Origin of the sequence: Curtobacterium flaccumfaciens UCD-AKU, assembly GCF_000349565.1 — a bacterium.
GTDB lineage: Bacteria > Actinomycetota > Actinomycetes > Actinomycetales > Microbacteriaceae > Curtobacterium > Curtobacterium poinsettiae.
The window spans coordinates 148,578-167,545 of record NZ_KB714629.1; the positions used below are offsets into that span (position 1 = coordinate 148,578).

At 72.1% G+C, this 18,968-nt stretch carries 19 protein-coding genes and 1 riboswitch; of the genes, 10 read left to right on the plus strand and 9 right to left on the minus strand.

The window, feature by feature from the left end; translation table 11 throughout:
* Nucleotides 1–48: 48 nt before the first annotated feature.
* Nucleotides 49–981 (minus strand): aldose 1-epimerase family protein, encoded by a 933-nt coding sequence (locus tag H489_RS32900; RefSeq protein ID WP_017888101.1) that lies wholly within the window; start codon nucleotides 979–981, stop codon nucleotides 49–51.
* The gene (locus tag H489_RS32905) at nucleotides 978–1,832 is read right to left on the minus strand and encodes a DeoR/GlpR family DNA-binding transcription regulator (RefSeq protein ID WP_017888102.1); all 855 of its coding nucleotides are present in this window, start codon (nucleotides 1,830–1,832) and stop codon (nucleotides 978–980) included. Before H489_RS32905 ends, H489_RS32900 begins: the two co-directional genes overlap by 4 nt.
* 64 nt (nucleotides 1,833–1,896) lie before the next feature.
* On the opposite strand from H489_RS32905, the gene galT reads away from it, so the two are divergent.
* Nucleotides 1,897–2,994 carry a galactose-1-phosphate uridylyltransferase gene (gene galT, locus H489_RS32910; protein WP_017888103.1) on the plus strand — a complete coding sequence of 366 codons (1,098 nt, stop codon included), beginning with the start codon at nucleotides 1,897–1,899 and terminating at the stop codon, nucleotides 2,992–2,994.
* Nucleotides 2,991–4,130: a galactokinase gene (gene galK, locus H489_RS32915; RefSeq protein WP_017888104.1), complete on the plus strand. Its 1,140-nt coding sequence runs from the start codon at nucleotides 2,991–2,993 to the stop codon at nucleotides 4,128–4,130. Before galT ends, galK begins: the two co-directional genes overlap by 4 nt.
* Before the next feature lie 180 nt (nucleotides 4,131–4,310).
* On the opposite strand, the gene H489_RS32920 is transcribed toward galK, so the two are convergent.
* The 3 genes from H489_RS32920 to glyA form a co-directional block, all read right to left on the minus strand.
* A complete protein-coding gene (locus tag H489_RS32920; protein WP_017888105.1) occupies nucleotides 4,311–4,760 on the minus strand; it encodes a hypothetical protein in 450 nt (149 codons plus the stop codon).
* A gap of 82 nt (nucleotides 4,761–4,842) precedes the next feature.
* Entirely contained in the window at nucleotides 4,843–5,766 is a 924-nt protein-coding gene (locus H489_RS32925; protein ID WP_017888106.1) for a tetrahydrofolate dehydrogenase/cyclohydrolase catalytic domain-containing protein, read from the minus strand.
* Nucleotides 5,763–7,040 carry a serine hydroxymethyltransferase gene (glyA, locus tag H489_RS32930; RefSeq protein ID WP_017888107.1) on the minus strand — a complete coding sequence of 426 codons (1,278 nt, stop codon included), beginning with the start codon at nucleotides 7,038–7,040 and terminating at the stop codon, nucleotides 5,763–5,765. Before glyA ends, H489_RS32925 begins: the two co-directional genes overlap by 4 nt.
* A 96-nt stretch (nucleotides 7,041–7,136) precedes the next feature.
* Nucleotides 7,137–7,221: riboswitch (ZMP/ZTP riboswitch) on the minus strand.
* A gap of 38 nt (nucleotides 7,222–7,259) precedes the next feature.
* Between glyA and clpS the strand changes: the two genes are divergently transcribed.
* Entirely contained in the window at nucleotides 7,260–7,565 is a 306-nt protein-coding gene (gene clpS / locus H489_RS32935) for an ATP-dependent Clp protease adapter ClpS (RefSeq protein WP_017888108.1), read from the plus strand.
* On the plus strand, nucleotides 7,562–8,035 hold the full coding sequence (locus H489_RS32940; RefSeq protein WP_017888109.1) for a DUF2017 family protein: 474 nt from the start codon (nucleotides 7,562–7,564) through the stop codon (nucleotides 8,033–8,035). Before clpS ends, H489_RS32940 begins: the two co-directional genes overlap by 4 nt.
* Nucleotides 8,036–8,078: 43 nt before the next feature.
* Here the strand turns inward: H489_RS32940 and H489_RS32945 are convergent, their stop codons facing one another.
* Nucleotides 8,079–8,951, minus strand: a complete 873-nt coding sequence (locus H489_RS32945) for an NAD(P)H-binding protein (RefSeq protein WP_017888110.1) — start codon at nucleotides 8,949–8,951, stop codon at nucleotides 8,079–8,081.
* Nucleotides 8,952–9,026: 75 nt separating this feature from the next.
* On the opposite strand from H489_RS32945, the gene H489_RS37030 reads away from it, so the two are divergent.
* From H489_RS37030 to nagA, 5 genes are all read left to right on the plus strand, one after another.
* Entirely contained in the window at nucleotides 9,027–9,482 is a 456-nt protein-coding gene (locus H489_RS37030; protein ID WP_017888111.1) for a MarR family winged helix-turn-helix transcriptional regulator, read from the plus strand.
* A 126-nt stretch (nucleotides 9,483–9,608) separates the two neighbouring features.
* Nucleotides 9,609–9,764, plus strand: a complete 156-nt coding sequence (locus tag H489_RS38350) for a hypothetical protein (RefSeq protein ID WP_017888112.1) — start codon at nucleotides 9,609–9,611, stop codon at nucleotides 9,762–9,764.
* A gap of 91 nt (nucleotides 9,765–9,855) precedes the next feature.
* The gene (gene purU, locus H489_RS32955; RefSeq protein ID WP_031260247.1) at nucleotides 9,856–10,716 is read left to right on the plus strand and encodes a formyltetrahydrofolate deformylase; all 861 of its coding nucleotides are present in this window, start codon (nucleotides 9,856–9,858) and stop codon (nucleotides 10,714–10,716) included.
* 8 nt (nucleotides 10,717–10,724) lie between these two features.
* On the plus strand, nucleotides 10,725–11,132 hold the full coding sequence (locus H489_RS0119680; RefSeq protein WP_017888114.1) for a YrdB family protein: 408 nt from the start codon (nucleotides 10,725–10,727) through the stop codon (nucleotides 11,130–11,132).
* Entirely contained in the window at nucleotides 11,129–12,295 is a 1,167-nt protein-coding gene (gene nagA, locus H489_RS32960) for an N-acetylglucosamine-6-phosphate deacetylase (protein ID WP_017888115.1), read from the plus strand. Before H489_RS0119680 ends, nagA begins: the two co-directional genes overlap by 4 nt.
* Before the next feature lie 34 nt (nucleotides 12,296–12,329).
* On the opposite strand, the gene H489_RS32965 is transcribed toward nagA, so the two are convergent.
* From H489_RS32965 to H489_RS32980, 3 genes are all read right to left on the minus strand, one after another.
* Nucleotides 12,330–12,893 carry a hypothetical protein gene (locus H489_RS32965; protein WP_235045692.1) on the minus strand — a complete coding sequence of 188 codons (564 nt, stop codon included), beginning with the start codon at nucleotides 12,891–12,893 and terminating at the stop codon, nucleotides 12,330–12,332.
* Nucleotides 12,877–14,748, minus strand: a complete 1,872-nt coding sequence (locus tag H489_RS32970) for an alpha/beta hydrolase (RefSeq protein ID WP_017888117.1) — start codon at nucleotides 14,746–14,748, stop codon at nucleotides 12,877–12,879. Before H489_RS32970 ends, H489_RS32965 begins: the two co-directional genes overlap by 17 nt.
* Before the next feature lie 342 nt (nucleotides 14,749–15,090).
* Nucleotides 15,091–17,538, minus strand: coding sequence for a GH92 family glycosyl hydrolase (locus tag H489_RS32980; RefSeq protein ID WP_200860530.1), 2,448 nt, complete (start codon nucleotides 17,536–17,538; stop codon nucleotides 15,091–15,093).
* 146 nt (nucleotides 17,539–17,684) lie between these two features.
* Here H489_RS32980 and H489_RS32985 point away from each other — a divergent pair, with 146 nt between their 5' ends.
* The gene (locus H489_RS32985) at nucleotides 17,685–18,860 is read left to right on the plus strand and encodes a MalY/PatB family protein (RefSeq protein WP_017888120.1); all 1,176 of its coding nucleotides are present in this window, start codon (nucleotides 17,685–17,687) and stop codon (nucleotides 18,858–18,860) included.
* The last annotated feature ends 108 nt before the right edge of the window (nucleotides 18,861–18,968 follow it).

Consider the following 18,968-nt stretch of genomic DNA (forward strand, 5'->3'; position numbering starts at 1 on the left):
ACCCGGCGGGGCCTTCGTCGTGTCAGCGGTGCGAGCCGACCGGAGTCCTCAGGACCAGACGCGGCGGATCCCCCACGAACCGGTCCAGGTCTCGTCCGGCTCGAGCCAGCGCAGACCTTCGCCGGAGTTCAGGGCGTTCGCGGGTGCCGTCATCGGTTCGACCGCGACGGCCAGGCCCTTCCCGTCGCCGCGCGGGTACTCGCGCGACGTGAAGACCTGCACGTACGGGAACGAGGCGTCCTGCCAGAGCTCCACCCCGTCGCCCTCGGGCCCGTGCATCGTCGTGCGGCGGATCCCCTCGGCGTCGGGGGTGACGTCCGTGTACGCGGTGTCGAGGTCCGAGTCCCCGGCCCGCCGGCCCTGACGGAGGTCGTACGGCGTGCCCTCGACCGGCACCGACCCGTTCGGCACCTTCTGCTCGTCGACGGTGAACGCGGTCGCGGCGTCGAGCGTGACGACCAGGTCGTCGGCGGGGGTGTCACCGGCACGCAGGTACGGGTGCGCGCCGACGGCGAAGGGTGCGCGGACGCCCGAGCGGTTCGTGACCTCGTGCGTGACACGGATGCCGTCGTCGACGAGCTCGTGCAGCACGCGCGTCTCGAGGGTGAAGGGCCACCCGTGCTGCGGGTGGATCGTCGCTTCTTGCTGGATCGAGGTCTCGGTCTGCGACACCACCCGGTACGGGGCGAAGCGGAGCAGCCCGTGCGAGGCGTTGCCGTACTTCGGCTCCGAGATGTCGAGCTGCTGCCGCTTGCCCTCGAGCTCCCACACACCACCGGCGACGCGGTTCGGCCAGGGCGCCAGGACGATGCCGTTCGCGCCCGGCGGCTGCTCGGTGACGGGGAACGGCTCGGTGATGTCGAAGCCGGCGACACGGAGTTCGCGGATGCCCGCGGCGACCTCGGTGACCACGGCTTCGACGACCCCGTCGGGTCCGGCGTGGTGGAGGCGGTACTGGCCACCAGTGGGTGCTGCGGTCATGGGGTGTTCTTCCTTCCGGCTGGTTCGGTGCGCTGCTCGCCGTCGGCGACGATCACCTGGGCCCCGGCCGCCCGGATCGTGGCGACCGCGTCGGCGTCGGCCTCGGCGGTGACGACGACGTCGATGTCCTCGAGCGCGCGGACGACCCCGATGTGGGCCCGGCCGAACTTCGACCCGTCCGCGACCACGACGGTACGCCGGGCCGTCGTGGCGAGCATCCGCTTGGCCTCGGTCTCGGGCAGGTTCACGTTCGTCAGGCCGTGGTCGACGTCGAGGCCGGTGCCGCCGAGGAACACGAGGTCGGCCGCGATCATCGGCAGGACGGCGCCGTTGAAGGGTGCGACGAGCGAGTGCTGCAGGGGCCGGAGGGTGCCGCCGGTGACGATCACGGTGAAGCGCGGGACCGCTCGCTCGAGCGCGAGCGCGGTGGTGAGGGAGTTCGTCACGACGGTGACGCCCGTGAGCTCGGTCCGGGCCACGAGCGCCTCGGCGACGGCGGCCGGCGTGGTGCCGACGTCGAGGACGACGCACTCCCCCGGACGCACCAGCGCCGCGGCCGCACGGCCGATGGCCGCCTTGGCCACCTGGTGCTCGACGGCGGTCTCCTCGAAGGGGCGCTCGGTGGAGCCGGCCCCGAGGCGGACCGCGCCCCCGTGCACCCGGCGGATCCGGGCCTCCTGGTCGAGGACGGCGAGGTCCTGGCGGACGGTCACCTCGCTGGTGCCGAGGGACGCGGCCAACGCGGCCGTCCGGACCATGCCCGGGGCACCGTCGACGATCGCGACGATGCGGTCCTGCCGCAGGGGCGCGGGCAGCGCGCCGGCGAGGAAGGAGAGGTCGGCGTCCGTCATGTGGACAGTTTCGCTTGCTTCCGATGTCCTTCGCAACGCTTCGGATGGGCGCTAGGCTGTTCCGGTGATCACCAAGCGCGTGACGAAGCTCGCGGACGGCCGCGACCTCTTCTACTTCGACGACGCCGACTCGACGCTGCCCGCGGAACGCAGCATCGACGACCGCGTGCTCGACCCGCGGCCCGAGACGGCGCGGATGCGGCAGGACGTCCTGACGGGTGAGTGGGTGTCGATCGCTGCGTCCCGGCAGAACCGTGTGTTCCTGCCACCGGCCGACCAGGACCCGCTCGCGCCCCAGAGCCCGGCCAACCCGTCCGAGATCCCGAGCCGCTACGACGTCGCGGTGTTCGAGAACCGCTCGCCGTCGTTCGGCCCGCTGCTCGAAGCCGACGACGCCCCCGAGTCGCTCGAGTCCCTGAGCGACGTCGGCCTGAACCGCCAGCTCCGCTCGATCGGCCGGTGCGAGGTCGTGTGCTTCTCCCCCGAGACCTCGGGTTCCTTCGCCTCCATCTCCGAGTCGCGTGCCCGCACCGTCGTCGAAGCCTGGGCCGACCGCACCGCCGCGCTCTCCGCGATGCCGGGCATCCAGCAGGTGTTCCCCTTCGAGAACCGGGGCGAGGCGATCGGCGTCACGCTGCACCACCCGCACGGGCAGATCTACTCGTACCCGTACATCACGCCGCGCACCCAGCGCCTGCTCGCGAGCATCGAGCGGTTCGGGCCGGACCTGTTCGAGCAGCACCTCGCGAACGAGCGGGGTTCCGAGCGGGTCGTCCTCGCCGGCGAGCACTTCACCGCCTTCGTCCCGTTCGCCGCGCGCTGGCCCATCGAGATCCACATGCTGCCGCACCGCCACGTGCCCGACTTCGCCGGCCTGACCGACGCCGAGAAGGACGAGCTGGCGCACATGCACCTCCGGCTCACCCGTGGGCTCGACGCGCTCTACGGCGACCCGACGCCGTACATCGCCGCGTGGCACCAGGCGCCGGTGCACACCGCCCGCGACACCGTGCGGCTGATGCTGCAGATCACCTCGCCGCGACGCGCGGCGGACAAGTTGAAGTTCCTGGCCGGCAGCGAAGCCGCCATGGGCGCCTGGATCGGGGACCTCGTGCCCGAGAAGGCGGCCGAGTTCATCCGACAAGGAGTCGAGCGCGCATGACGTTCCAGCAGGTCTACGGGTACGAGCCGACGGTGCGGTACTCCGCACCGGGTCGCGTCAACCTGATCGGTGAGCACACCGACTACAACGACGGCTACGTGTTGCCCTTCGCGATCGACCGTCGCACCACCGCGTCCATCGCCCAGCGCGACGACCGGATGATCCGCGTCGCATCGGCCTTCGACGCCGCGAGCGAGCCTGTCGCGCTGTCCCTCGACGACCTGTCGCCCGGGGCCATGGACGGCTGGTCGGCCTACGTCTTCGGGATCGCCTGGGCCCTGCGCGAGCAGGCGGGTGCCGATCTGAGCGACAAGACCGGGTTCGACGTCTTCATCGAGTCCGAGGTCCCGGTCGGCGCCGGCCTGTCGTCCAGTGCCGCGATCGAGTGCGGTGTCGCGCTGGCGTTCAACGACCTGTGGGCACTCGGCCTCGACCGGAAGTCCCTGGCGCGCGTCGGGCAGTACTCGGAGAACCACGCTGTGGGCGCCCCCACGGGGATCATGGACCAGTCGGCCTCGCTGCTCGGCGAGCAGGACGCCGTCGTGTTCCTCGACTGCCGCACGCTCGACACCGCCGTCGTCGACCTGGCGCTCGAAGCGAACGGGCTCGAGGTCCTGGTGATCGACACCCGTGTCGAGCACGCCCACGCGACCGGTGGCTACGCCGCTCGTCGGGCCTCGTGCGAGAAGGGCGCCGAGGTGCTCGGCGTCGAGGCACTGCGTGACGTCAGCATCGAGGACCTGCCCCGTGCGCAGGAGCTCCTGGACGACGAGACCTTCCGTCGTGTGCGGCACATCGTGACCGAGGACCAGCGTGTCCTGGACACCGTCCGCACCCTGCGCGAACAGGGCCCCCGGGCGATCGGTCCGCTGCTGGTCGCGTCGCACGAGTCGATGCGCGACGACTTCGAGATCTCCGTTCCGGAGCTCGACCTGGCCGTCGCGACGGCGGTCGAGCACGGTGCCGTCGGGGCCCGCATGACCGGTGGCGGGTTCGGCGGTGCGGCGATCGCGCTCGTCGACCAGGCGTCGCGTGACGCGATCGCCGCAGCGGTCACCGCCGCGTTCGCCGACGCCGGGTACCGCGAGCCGAACGTGTTCACGGTGCGCGCCGCGCAGGGCGCTCGGCGCGACTGACGGCTGCGGCTGCGGCTGCGGCGGGCGCGCTCGGCCGCTCGGCGTTCGGCCGCTCGGCGCTCGACGTTTCGCGCTCAGCGACAGGTCACGCGGCGATCAGCCCGTGAGCTGTCGTTCAGCGCGAAAGCACGGCGAGGCCGGACGAGCCGTGCCCGCCGCGCGCTCGACGGCTCGGCCGACTCAGCCGAGGTAGTCCGCGTACCGGACGTGCTCCACGACGTTCCCGAGCACGAACGGGTGCGCCCGACCGTGCACCACGGCCCACTCCACCCACGTGGACTGCGCCGGCATGAGCAGCCACACCAGCGCGGTGGTCCCGAGCACGGCGGCCAGGGTCAGGCCCATCACGGTGTGCTCGTCGAACCGGGCTGCCCCACGGCGGGCGATCGCGACGACGAACCCGACGACTGCGAACCCCACCGTCGCGAGCGTCCACCCGAACCAGGGACCCGACGTGAACGTGTACTCCTGGCCGGCGTGCACGAAGGTCGTCGCCCAGGTCGACCCCGGAGCCTGGAACAGCACGCAGATCGCCACGATGACGATCAGCCACCGGGCGTCCTTGGTCAGTTGCGACGGCTCGGGCCGGGGTCGCATCACCGGCGCCGTCTGCAGTCGTTCGTCCCCCATGCGGCGACCGTAGCACCGGCGGGGTGCACTTCGTGAGCGCGCCGAGCCTCGCGCGACCGCCGCGCGCGACCGCGACCGCGCGCTACGACAACTGGCGCTCGGCGGCCTCGACCACGTTCTTCATCAGCATCGCGCGGGTCATCGGCCCGACGCCGCCGGGAGTCGGCGACAGGAAGCCCGCGACCGATGCGACCGCGGGGTCGACGTCGCCGTGCAGCTTCGCCTTGCCGGTCTCCTCGTTGACCACGCGGGTGATGCCCACGTCGATCACGGCGGCACCGGGCTGCACCCAGTCCGGCTTGACGAGCCCGGCGACCCCGGCAGCGGCGACGATGATGTCGGCGCGACGGCACTCCGCGGCGACGTCGGCGGTCAGCGAGTGCGTCAGGGTCGCGGTGGCCTCGAGTCGCGTGAGCAGCAGGCCGAGCGGCCGTCCGACGGTCAGCCCCTGGCCGATGATCGTCACGTGCGCACCACGGATCGGGATCTCGTACGCGTCGAGCATCGCGACGATGCCCCGCGGGGTGCACGGCAGCGGTGCGTCGATCGTGCCGGCACCACCCGGCACGGCGAGCACCAGCTCGCCGAGGTTCGTCGGGTGCAGGCCGTCGGCGTCCTTCGCCGGGTCCATCAGCTCGAGCATCGGCGTCGGGTCGATGCCCTGCGGCAGCGGGAGCTGCACGATGAAGGCGGTGACGCGGGGGTCGTCGTTCATCTGCAGGATCGCGGCCCGGATGTCCGCGGCGCTCGCGGACGACGGCAGGTCGATGCGGTGCGAGTCGAGGCCGATCGACGCCGAGTCGCGGTGCTTGCCCGCGACGTAGGACATCGAGCCGGGGTTCGCGCCGACCATGATCGTGCCGAGGCCCGGACGGATGCCGTGCTCGTGCAGGCGGTCGATCCGGCCCCGCAGTTCGTCGAGCGTCCGGGCGGCGAGGGCCGTGCCGTCGATGCGGACGGCGCTGCCCTCTCCGGCCCAGAGCGTCCGAGGGATCGTGCCGCTCACGCGTACAGCGGGAACGCGTCGGTCAGGACCTTCACGCGGGCCGAGAGCGCTGCGACGTCCGGGTTCGGCATGAGGGTCAGCGCGATGATGTCGGCCACCTCGGTGAACTCGGCGTCGCCGAAGCCGCGGGTCGCCAGCGCCGAGGTGCCGATGCGGACACCCGAGGTGACCATCGGCGGGCGCGGGTCGAACGGCACGGAGTTGCGGTTCACGGTGATGCCGACCTCGTGCAGCAGGTCTTCGGCCTGCTTGCCGTCGACCTCGGACGCGCGCAGGTCGACGAGCACCAGGTGCACGTCGGTGCCACCGGTGAGCACGTCGATGCCCGCGGCCTTGGCGTCGTCCGCGGTCAGGCGGGCGGCGAGGGCCTGGGCGCCGCGGATCGTGCGCTCCTGACGGTCCTTGAACTCGGGGGTGCCGGCGAGCAGGAACGCGGTGGCCTTGGCGGCGATCACGTGCATGAGCGGGCCGCCCTGCTGGCCCGGGAAGACCGCGGAGTTCAGCTTCTTGAACAGGGTCTCGTCGTTCGACAGGATGATGCCCGAGCGGGGGCCGCCGAGGGTCTTGTGGACCGTCGACGAGACGACGTGGGCGTGCGGGACCGGGGACGGGTGCAGCCCGGCGGCGACGAGACCGGCGAAGTGCGCCATGTCGACCCAGAGCTTCGCGCCGACCTCGTCCGCGATCTCGCGGAACTTCGCGAAGTCGAGCTGGCGCGGGTAGGCGGACCAACCGGCGATCAGGACCTTCGGCTGGTGCTCGATGGCCTTGGCGCGGATGTCGTCGTAGTCGACCTCGAACGTCTCGGGGTCGACGCCGTACGCCACGGCGTTGTAGATGCGGCCGGAGAAGTTGAGCTTCATGCCGTGGGTCAGGTGACCGCCGTGCGCGAGCTCGAGGCCGAGGATGGTGTCGCCGGCCGAGGCGATGGCGTGCAGGACAGCGGCGTTGGCCGTGGCCCCGGAGTGCGGCTGGACGTTGGCGTACTCGGCACCGAACAGCGCCTTGGCACGGTCGATGGCGAGCTGCTCGGCGACGTCGACGTACTCGCAGCCGCCGTAGTAGCGCTTGCCCGGGTAGCCCTCGGCGTACTTGTTGGTGAGCACTGAGCCCTGCGACTCGAGCACGGCACGCGGCACGAAGTTCTCGGACGCGATCATCTCGAGGGTGTCGCGCTGGCGGCCGAGCTCCTGCTGCAGGACGGCGGCGATCTCGGGGTCGACCTCGGTGAGCGGGGCGTTGAACGCGGCGCGGGCGGCGGCCTGCTCGGCCACCTCGGCAGAGTCGGAGACGAACGGGGGCAGATCGGCAATGGACACGGGACTCCTACGGTGTGCGGACGACCAGCTGGTCGCACTCGGACGGTCGGTCGGTGCAGCCCAGGCGTACGGCCGCGCACCGTGTCTTTGTCGCTCCCTGATGGTGACCCATCCAACGCCAGTCGCGACGTGACGATCGTACCGAGCGACCCCGCCCTGTGTCACCCTGGATGCATGACGCTGCTCTCGCCCGACGTGGACGAACGGACCACCACGGACGAACGGACCGGTGCACGGGCGGACACCCCGTGGGTCACCGTGGTCTGGGACGACCCGGTCAACCTGATGTCCTACGTCACCTACGTCTTCCAGCAGCACTTCGGGTTCTCGCGCGCGCAGGCCGAGCGGCTCATGCACCAGGTGAACGACGACGGCCGCGCGATCGTGGCAACGGGCCCGCGCGAGTCGATGGAGGCCCACGTCCAGTCGATGCACGGCTACGGCCTGCAGGCGACCGTCGACAAGGCCCCCGAAGCGTGATCCCGTTCGTCCGCCGCGCCGACGGCGTCCACCTCGGCCTGTCCTCCGGCGAGCGCGACCTGCTCGCCTCGCTCACCGAGCAGCTGCGGCAGGTGCTCGGCGGCGACCTGTCCGCCGACCCGATCAGCGAGCGGATGTTCCCGGACGCCTACCCCGGTGACGACGAGGCGAGCGCAGAGTTCCGGAAGTACACGCAGTCCGACCTGCTCACGCAGAAGACGACGAACGCCTCGATCGTGCACGAGTGGCTGACGGGCACCCGCGACGGTTCGCTCGACGCCGAGGACGAGCAGGCGTGGCTCCGCACCCTCACCGACCTGCGGCTGACGATCGCCGACCGGCTGGGCATCGAGGACGCCGACGACGAGGAGCGCTCGGTCGAGGCCGACGCGGGCGTCGGCCTGCGCGACGTCTACGACTGGCTCGGCTTCGTACAGGAACACCTGGTCGTCACGCTCACGTCGCGCTGACGGCCCACGGCCTGGAGGCCCGGATCACCTCCGGCGCGACGGGTCACCCCAGCAGGTCGTCGCGGTGGGCTCGCGCCCAGTCGGCCAGGCTCCGCGGTGCGGTGCCGGTGATGCGCAGGACGTCGGCGCTCATCACGTCGACGCCGTCGAGGCCGCGGCGGACGACCCGGCCGAACTGCTGCCGGAGCCCCTCGGCCTGCCAGGCGGGCACCCCGCTCAGGCGCAGCACAGCGGCGTAGACCCGGCTCGGCAGGTGCAGGGGGCGCACGGGTCGGCCGAGCCCTTCGGCGAGCGCGGCGGCGACACCCCGCGCATCGAGCAGGTCCGGGCCGGTGAGCACCGGTTCGGTGCCGTCGTGGCTGTCCTCGGTCAGCACCAGCGCCGCCGTCCGGGCGATGTCCTCGGTGTCGATCCAGCCGATCACCCCGCGGCCCGTGGTGTGCGGGAACCACCCCCGTCGGATCGCCGGTGCCGAGGGCTGCACGTTCGTCATGAACGACGAGGGGTGCAGGATCGTCCACGCCAGCCCGCTCTCGCGCACCAGCCGGTCGGTGTGCCAGGCGGCGCTCGCCCACGACATCGGGGAGTGCTCGGCGGCGTCTCCGCCCGACAGCTGCACGATCCGTCCGACCCCGGACCGCTGTGCCGCTCGGACCCCGCTGGCGCCCTGCTCCCGCTGCCGCTGGCTGACAGGCGTCACGAGGAAGAAGCGGTCGGCCCCGTCGAGCGCCGCGGTGAGCGCGTCCTCGTCGTCCAGGTCGGCCAGGCGACCGTCGATGCCGCGTGCCCGGAGCGCGTCGACCTGCTCGGGGCGTCGGACCACTGCGCGGACCGTCACCCCTGCCGCCCGCAGCAGCTCCGCGGTCTTGCCGCCGACGTCCCCGGTCACGCCGGTGACCGCCACGATCTCGCCCATGTCTGCTCCTCGTCCCACTGACCCGTTCTGGTATCAGTTTCCTGATACCAGAACGTACGCCGGTACGATCGCCCCGTGCCCCAGGAACTCCCAGCCCCGCGCGACGACGTCGACGGCATCGTGGCGTGGACGGTCATCCGGGCCGCACGGACGCTCTCCCGCCGACTCGCGGCCGAGCTGGCGCCGCTCGGGTTGACGCCCGTCGAGTTCGGCGCGCTCATCCAGCTCGCAGCGGCCGGCGAGCTCAGCCAGGCCGACCTGGCGCGCGCGGTCGGCGTCCGACCGCAGAGCATGACGACGCTCGTCGGGGGGCTCTCGACGCGGGGACTCGTGGAGCGGGGCGCCGCACCGGGCCGGGGACGGGCCTCCCGGATGCGACTGACCGACCAGGGCGAGGCGCTGCTGGCACGCGCCCACCCGATCGTCCGGGCGAGCAACGCGTGGTTCGGCGACGGTGCGGAACTGATCTCGGCGACCCTGCTCCCGCTGCTCGAGCCGGACGCGGGCGACGACGGGTCCGCCGTTCCCTGACCGACATCGGAAGCCTCGCCCGACGCCGAGTGAGCAGAAGACGACGGCTCGCACCCCCGCACCCGACGTCTTCTGCTCAGCGGCGGGTTCAGCAGTGACACCACGGCAGGCGCGATCTGGAACGTGGTGATCTGCGGCATCCTCTGCATCGGCATCCCGATCGCGGCGATCGTCAACGCCGACCGGGGTTCCGCGTCCGTCGGCATCGGCATCGCCGCGACGGTCCTGGCCCTGTGCTTGGAGGTCTCCTTCGTCCGCCGCCTGCTCGCGCACCGGCGCTGACGCTTCGTGAGCACGAATGGTCGAGTCGCCGCGGCGCACTCGACCATTCGTGCTCACGAAGCACCTCCCCCGCGGCCGGTACCCTGATCCGGTGACCGACCCGACCCCCACGCACTGGACCCTGACGCTCGTCTGCGACGACCAGCCCGGGATCGTGCACGCCGTCTCCGGAGCGATCGTCGCCGCCCAGGGCAACATCACCGAGTCGCAGCAGTTCTCCAGCGCCGACACCAACACGTTCTTCATGCGCCTGCAGGTGATGGCGCCGGTCGACCGCGCCGCCTTCGAGGCAGCACTCGCGCCCGTCGCCACCCGCTACGACGCCCGCGTCCAGCTCGACGTCGTCGGTCGTCCGCTGCGCACCCTCGTGCTCGTGTCGAAGGCCGGTCACTGCCTCAACGACCTGCTCTACCGGCAGCGCGGCGGACAGCTGCCGATCGAGGTGCCCCTCGTGCTGTCGAACCACGCGGACCTGTCCGAGCTCGCCGCGTTCTACTCCGTGCCGTTCGAGCACCGTCCGGTCACCGACGCCGAGTCGAAGGAGCAGATGGAGCGGCGCGTGCTGCAGGCGGTGGAGGAGCACGACATCGAGCTCGTCGTCCTCGCCCGCTACATGCAGATCCTGTCGCCCGGACTCTGCGCCGCGCTCGAGGGCCGTGCCGTGAACATCCACCACTCGTTCCTGCCCGGCTTCAAGGGCGCGAACCCGTACCGGCAGGCGCACGCCCGCGGGGTGAAGCTCATCGGCGCGACCGCGCACTTCGTCACGAGCGACCTCGACGAGGGCCCGATCATCGAGCAGAACGTCGTCCGCGTCGACCACACCAAGGAACCGGCCGAGCTGGTGTCCATCGGGCAGGACGAGGAGTCCCGCACGCTCACCCAGGCGGTGCGCTGGATCGCCGAGGACCGCGTCCTGCTCGACGGCGCCCGCACCATCATCTTCAAGTAGGCAGCACCATGACCAACGCCCCGCAGTCCCCCGTCGACTGGGAATCGGTCCCCGACCCGGCAGCCGTCCGGCAGCCGCGACCGCGGTTCGAGGCCTGGAAGGTCCTGCGCATCGCCGTGATGGTGTTCGGGCTGTTGTCCCTGGCCTTCTGGGGCTACTGGTCGTGGCAGCTCCCACTCCCCGGCTACCTGTTCATGGTCGGCGCCCCACTGTTCGCCACGGTCGTCTGGTACTTCTTCCGCTCACCGCGCTCCCCGATCGAGACCGACATCGTCGGCAAGACCATCGTCGAGGTCGCCCTGGTCGTCGCCGCAGGCGCGACCTGGATCTCCATCGGCCACCCGGTCGTCGGGATCGTCTTCATCGTGATCGCCGCCCTGAGCGGCGTGATCGCGTTCCGCAAGGAGACCGCATGACCGCCACGGGCCTCCAGACCGGCCGGGAGGCCCAGCGCACGCTGGTCCGCGCGGCCCGCGTCGTCGACGCGGCCGGCACCACGGCCGACGGCTGGGTCCTGGTCGTCGGTGACACGATCCACGCGACCGGCTCCGGCCCCGAGGCCCCCGCGGCCGACCAGGTCGTCGACCTGGTCGACCGGGTCCTGACGCCCGGGTTCGTGGACCTGCACGGGCACGGTGGGGCGACCGAGGCGTACGAGGACGACTCGTTCGACGGCTCGCTCGCGATGCACCGCGCGCACGGCACGACCCGTTCCGTCCTGTCGCTCGTCGCGAACCCGGTCCCCGCGCTCGTGGCGTCGCTGACCCACGTCCGTGCCGTCATGGCGACCGACCCACTCGTGCTCGGCGTGCACCTGGAGGGGCCGTTCCTGTCCCCGCACAACAAGGGCGCCCACAACGAGTCGTTCCTGATCGACCCGACGCCCGCTGCGGTCGACGCGTTGCTCGAAGCGGGCGAGGGCGTCATCCGCCAGGTCACCATCGCGCCCGAGCTGCCGGGTGCGCTCGACGCCGTCCGTCGGTTCGTCGAAGCCGGTGTCACGGTCGCCGTCGGCCACACGGTCGGCACGTACGACCAGGCCCGGGCCGCCTTCGACGCCGGCGCGACGATCCTGACCCACGCGTGCAACGCGATGCCCGGCCTGCACCACCGCGCGCCGGGACCGATCGGCGCTGCCGTGGCGGACGACCGCGTGACGCTCGAACTCATCCTGGACGGCGTGCACGTGCACCCGGTCGTGGCGGACACGCTCTTCCGGGCGACGCCGGGTCGTGTCGCACTGATCACCGATGCGATGGGTGCTGCCGGCGCCGCGGACGGCTCGTACCGACTCGGGTCGCTCGACGTCACGGTGACCGACGGCGTCGCACACGTCGCGGGGACCGAGACCATCGCGGGATCGACACTGACGCAGGACGTGGCGCTCCGCAACGCGGTCTCGCTCGCCGGGCGGACCCTGCCCGAGGCCGTGGCGGCGCTGACGAGCGTGCCGGCCGGCGCGCTCGGGCTCGGCAACCGCCTGGGTCGGCTGGCGCCGGGGTTCGCCGCGGACCTGGTGGCGCTGTCGCCGTCGCTCGAGGTCGAGCGCGTCTGGGGCGGCGGGCGCGAGCTGCGCTGAAGCGAACACGGCGTAGACGGCTCGCTCGAACCCGTCACGGCAGGTCGGTCGGGCGGGGGTTGAGGGGCTCACCGAACCTCGGGGCCCGGCCCGGGACGCAGTGCCCGTAGATGGTCACGTCCGCGTGGGACTCGTACGCCTGGAACAGGACGGCGAAACCGTCCCCTGCCGTGCCGCCGAGGTACCCCTTCGGGTAGCTGATGACCGTCCGCTCCGGCGTGAGTTCCGTGTCGTGCTGAACACGCGCACCTTCGTACCCGATCGCTGCGAGGGCCCGGGTGACCCGCTCGGCGACCTGATCGGCTGTACCAGGAAGCGGGAGCCGCCGAGTGCTCGCGTAGGTGTACTGCGCAGCGTCCTCGCCATCACTTCCGCAGAGGTTCCACCCGGGGTCCTCGTCACCCCAACCGTCCTGCCCGACGACCGAGCGCACGGCGGCGAAGATGTCCAGGACGTCCTGGTGCGACTGTTCGACGTTCATCGACGTGTCCTTCTGGATCGGGGAGTCCGGGGCGGGGCCGGTGCACCCGGTCAGGAGTGCGGTGACCACCAGGGCTCCGGCGAGTGCGGCGCCCCGCGGTTCAGAGCGTGGGGTCACCGGTGCCCCCGGTCTGCCAGCCGTACATGAGCCAGTCGTCCTTGGTCTGCTGCCGCATCCGGTCGAAGGGGCCGCCCCGCTCGGGGATCTCGTCCCCGTGTCCCATCGCCGCTCGTGCAGCGTTGTGCTGGGCGGTGGTCCCGTCGTCGAAGTACGAGTACCGGCCGTCGTCGTCATCGCCGTCGTACGGCCCGTGGCGGGTGACGCCGTGCCGGGTGTCCGACCCACGACCCTCGGTCTCGGAGCTGAACTCGTGCGCGTCCCACGTGGACTCGGTCGGGTCACGGCGACCGGACAGGTTCTGCCCGGTGACGGCCCAGCCGTCCTTCGCGCCCTGGGTGGCGAAGACCTGCCCCTCGGGCACGTGCAGCGCGGACGCGTTCGGTACGGCGTCCGTCACGCCGGCCGAGCCGAGCAGCACCACGTGGTCGGCGTGCGTCTTCGTCAGGGCGATCGTCGCCACGGTCGTGCCGTAGGAGTGCCCCATGACGGTCAGGTCGGCGTCCCGCCCGGCAGCCGCTCGCGCCGCGTGGAACCCGTCGAGGTCGGCGACGAGTCGCTCGGCGCCCGCTCGCGCTCGGTCGTCCGCCAGGACGGTCCGGAACGACGGGTCGTCGGCCATCGGCGGATGGTAGCCGATCCAGGACACGACGGCGATGTCACTGCGGCGGATCCCAGCCACACGGGCCTCCTCACGACGCATCCCGCGGGCGATCGCGCTGTAGTCCTGCACCGTGCCGTCCTGGTAGGTCGCGGTGTTCATGCCCGGCACGATGACGCTGACGTGCGTGGCACGGTCGAGGTCACCCGCGACGATCTGCGCGAGCGGTGGACGGTCGTCGACGAGTGCCACCAGTGAGACCGGCGTCGTCGCGAGGGTGTCCTGGATGTTCCGGTAGGCGTCACGCTGCCGTTCCCAGACGAGCAGCTGCTCGCGCGCTGCGGCCGCGTCGGCGGGGTTCCGGGCGGCGTCGTGCAGCTCGCGCCAGTGGCGCACCTGCCGCCGTGCGTGTGCGAACCGGTCGGCCAAGACCGTCGTGTTCGCCCGTGCCCGCGCCCAGGAGGCGACACCGTTCAGGTTGCCGATGACCGCCGGCATCGCCGCGACGAACGCCCGCTGGGCCGCGGACGGCGCACCGTCGACGCCCGACATCGCCTGCCACCACCCGGCGACCTGCGCCGCGTCGATGCCGGCGAGCCGCTTCGCGACCCGCCAGTCGCCACCGAGCGCAGCGATGCTCTCCGGATCGAGGGTGGCGAGCCACGTGAGGAACTGCCCGTCGCTCATCGCGGACACGACCGCGGCGGAGACCAGCTTGCCGAGCACCGAGCGGTCCTCGAGCGCAGCGGCCGCCGCTCGGTCAGCTGCGGCCCGGCGGGCGACGAGCTCGTCCCACTGCGCCGACAGCCGAGCGTCCAGCCCGGCCAGCCACTCGCCGCTGTGCTGCAGCTGTTGCAGGAGTGCCCGATCCGACTCGACCGCGTCCGGTCCGGATGCCACCGCGGTCGCGTCGCGGATCGCTCGGTCGTTGGCCGCGATGTCGTCCGCGGTGTTCCGCCGCGTCGTCTGCAGGCTCGCGGCGTCGTCCTGGATCTCCCGCACCTGGCGCGCGTAGGTGGCGAGTGCAGCCGACGCCGCGTCCAGCCTCGCCGCGACGCGATGCGCACTCGCCGGCATCGCCGCTGCCGCCACGAGGAACTGTTGTTGTGCCCGCCCCGCCCAGCCCGAGGCGGCGTGCTCGGCAGCGACGAGCACGTGCCGGGCGCCGTCACGGACCGCGTCCGAGCGGTCTTCGTGCCTTCGGGCGATCCGCTGGATGCCGTCCGGATCGCCCGCGACGGGGTCCGCGCTCACCGGACCCGCCGGGCGAGGTCGGCGTCCGCCCGCAGGACTGCTTCGGCGGCGGTGGTCACGTACGCACGGAGTGTGTCCGCGTCGTCGCCGAGCGAACGGATCATCGCATCGTGGGCCGAGGACGATGTGATGAACGCGGATGCGACCACCCCTGAGCCGAACGCACCGCCGTCCGAACCGGACAACGGTCGCTCGGGATGCAGGTCAGTGACCGCTCGCCCCGCCGCTCGCGCGACCGCTTGCATGGTCGGCAGATCGACCGTCAGATCCCCCATGGTGCCCCCTCGTGTTCCCCGAGGAGGTCAACATATCACCGCTGAAGTACGGTGTGTCAAGGGGTGTTCAGTGGTCGATCGGGCGCCCCCGCTCGCCGCTCGCCCAGCCCGTGTCCGCCGAGTTGCCCACCCGCAGCGACAGGGTGCCGCCACGCGTCACGAACGACGCCGGCACCCACGACCGCTCGTGGGTCCACCCGTTCAACCGCGCCCCCTGCACGTACGGCTCGGTCCCCGAGGACCGGATGACGAGCCGCTCGCCGCTGGAGCGTCGGATGTCGACCGTGTTGAACGTCGGGCTGCCGATGAGCATCTCCGCTCGCCCGGGTGTCTGCGGGAACAGCCCGATCGAGGCGAAGACGTACCAGGCGCTCATCGTGCCGAGGTCGTCGTTGCCCGGAAGCCCACCGGGGCCGGTCGAGTAGGCGTCGTCCACGACCCGGCGCACGGTCTCCTGCGTCTTCCAGGGCGTGCCGAGTGCGTTGTACATCCAGGGTGTGTGGATGTCGGGTTCGTTCGTCGGGTCGAACTTCGTGGCGTCCCCGCCCGTGACGGCCCAGTTGCCCGAGGCGTCGTGGAAGAAGTCGTCGAGCCGTGCGACGGCGGCGTCGTCACCACCGAGCGCGCTCGACAGCCCCCGCACGTCCTGCGGCACGAGCCAGGTGTACTGCGCACTGGTGCCCTGCGCGAACCCGGTGCCGGTCGAGGGCGACCAGCCCGGCGTCCACGATCCGTCGGCCTGCCGAGCGGCTTGGTGGCCGACCGCCGCGTTGAAGGTGTTCTTCCAGTACCCACCACGAGCGGCGAACATCCGGGCATCGGAGTGCAGTCCGAGTGCGCCTGCCCAGTACCCGAGCGCGCTGTCGGAGATCGAGTCCTCGAGGGTCTCGGCCGCACCACCCCAGCAGGCGCAGTCGTCGTTCGCGGCGTACTGCCGGTCCAGGTACTCGTCGAGCGCGGGCCGCTGCGACAGGCACTGTCCGGGGCACCCGACGTCGCTCTCGGCGTCCGCGTTCTCGACCGTCGCCTGGCGCTTGAGGGAGGCGTAGGCGGCCCGGACGTCGAAGTTCCGGACGCCCATGGCGTACCAGGTGGCGAGCGTCGCGGCCGAGGGGTCGCCGGTCATCACGTGCGTCGGCGCTCCGAGGTGCAGCCACCGGTCCCACACCCCGCCGTTCTGCTCGGCGAAGCGCAGCATCGACTGCGCCATGTCCCCGGCGACGTCCGGCCGCAGCAGGGCGAGCAGCTGGATCTGCGCCCGGTACTGGTCCCACCCGGAGTACGTGCCGTAGACGGCCCGGTGTCCGCGGTCCATCCGGTGCACCCGCAGGTCCGGCCCGAGGTAGCGCCCGTCGCGGTCGTTCAGCGTGTTCGGCTGCATGAGTGCGTGGTAGACGGACGTGTAGAGCTGGGTGGTGCGGTCCGCCGTGCCGCCACCGACGCGCAGGCGCGACAGTTCACGGTTCCAGGAGGCCCGTGTGCCGGCCGCGACGCTGGCGACGGTCGAGCGCCCGGTCACCTCGCCGTCACGGTTCGCGACCGCCCCGGCCGCGCTCACGTACGAGATACCGATCTTCGCCTGCACCGTCGCTCCGCGACGCGCATCGAACCCGACCCACGCGCCGGAGCCGCGTCCGGCGCGGTCGGCGCCGGTCAGGTAGCCCTCCCCACCGGAGGAGGACGTGCCTCCAGGCTGGACCGTGCCGTCCTTCCAGGTGCCGGTGCTCGCGAACGCCGTGTCGAAGGTCGCGGTGAAGTAGAGGCGGTAGTAGCTGCGACGGTCCGGGTTGGTGGCGCCGCCGCCGTTCGCGCGGCGGCTGCAGAAGCCGCCGGTCAGGACGCTGCCGCTGACGGTGCGGGTGCGGGGGTCGACGCGGGTGACCGCGGCCTCGCTGCCGTTGATCGAGTTCGAGGTGCGGAACAGCAGGTTCGCGTCCTTGCCCGCCGGGAACGTGAACGCACCGACGCCGGCACGCGTGGTCACGGCGAGGTCGGTGCGGACGCCGTTGTCGAGCGTCACGCCGTAGCGGCCGGGGCTCGCCGACTCCTGGTCGTGCGAGTACCCGGCGGCGTAGACGGCGTCCTTCGAGTCTGCCGACGGCGAGGTCGTGACCGGGGTGGTGACCGGCATGATCGGCACGTCGCCGGCTGCACCCGGAGCGCACCCGGCGCCGTTCAGGTGCGTCAGACTGAAGCCACGCAAGCGGTTCACGTCGTACGAGTACCCGTTCGCGACCGGGGTCGACGTCTGGTCACCCGCGGTGCCCGTGGGACTCCACTGCATCATCCCGAACGGCGCCGTGGCACCCGGCCAGGTGTTGCCGTTGTTGCTCGTGCCGATGAAGGGGTCGACGTACCGCGCAGGATCGCTGACGGTCCGCCCGGCCTGTGCCGAGGGCGAGCCCACAGCGGGCGCGGCGACGATCCCCGTTCCCACCAGGGCGGCGATCGCGGCCACCGCGGCGAGCGGGAACGGACGGACGAGCGGGCGACGGTGCACGCGAGATCGGTTCACATCGGTGACGCTAGCCCCCTCGGACGGGGGACGCCGCCCGAGTCACCGATCGCTCTCCCGCTGTTCACGTCGGGTCCGGCGTCGGACGCGGCCCCGCGCGCCGCCCGACCCTCGCGCCCCGCGGGGGTCGCTGTCAGGATGGGCGCATGAGCGTCATGGTGTCCGTCTTCGATGCGTACCGGTCCCGCACGAGCGAGAAGTACACGGCCTACCCGCCGGACGTGCTCCCCATGTTCGTCGCCGAGATGGACAGCATGCTCGCCGAACCGATCCGCGACGCCCTGGTCACGGCGGTGACGAACGGCGACACCGGGTACGTCGGGCACGGACGGGCCCTGCCCGAGGCGTTCGCCGACTTCGCCGAGAGCCGGTGGGCGTGGCGGGTCGACCCCGACCTGGTCCGCACCACCACGGACGTGTCGGTCGCTGCGGTCGAGGTGCTGCGCCGGGTCATCGAGCCGGGTGACCAGGTGGTCATCATGCCGCCCGTGTACCCGCCGTTCTGGGAGTACGTGTCCGAGGCCGGCGGCACCGTCACCGAGGTCCCGCTGCTCGCCCCCGCGGGCCCGGCCGACCCCTTCGACACCACGGCCGGCTGGCGGATGGACCTCGACGGCCTCGCGCAGGCGTTCGCCGACGGAGCCCGCACGGTGCTGCTCTGCAACCCGCACAACCCCCTCGGCCTGGTGCACGACCGCGAGTCGCTCGTCGCACTCGCGAAGCTGGCCGCCGAGTGGGACGCCGTCGTGGTGTCCGACGAGATCCACGCGCCGCTCGTGCACGCCGACGCGGTGTTCACGCCGTTCCTGGAGTCCTGCCCCGAGGCCGCGTCGCTCGGCGTCGCCCTGACGAGCGCGAGCAAGGCCTGGAACCTCGCCGGCACGAAGTGCGCGATGATGATCGGCGCCTCGGAGCGGGCCCGCGCGTGGTTCGACGGCCTGCCGACCGAGGTCGTCGAGCGCACCGGCATCCTCGGCTACACGGCGAGCGTCGCGGCCTTCAGCGAGGGCGGACCGTGGCTGGCGTCACTGCTCACCGAGCTCGCGGCGAACCGGCGCACCCTGGCCGAGCGGATCGGCGACGTGCTGCCCGGCGCCGAGTACCGGCAGCCGCAGGCGTCGTACCTGGCGTGGCTCGACCTGCGGGCGCTGCCGTGGGGCGACGATCCCGCAGCGGAGCTCGTCGACCGGGCGAAGGTGGCGCTCGGCTCCGGCCCGGCGTTCGGACGGCAGGGCCGGGGCTTCGCGCGACTGAACTTCGGCTGCTCGGCGGAGACCCTCGACGAGGGACTCAGCCGCCTGGCCGCAGCCGCCCGCGCCTGAACCCGAGCTGCGTCGACCGGCGTGTGGCTGCCGCGAGACGCCGGCGTGTGGCTGCCGCGAGACGCCGGCGTGTGCGTTCGACGCCCTGCAATCGTCGAGACGCCGCGG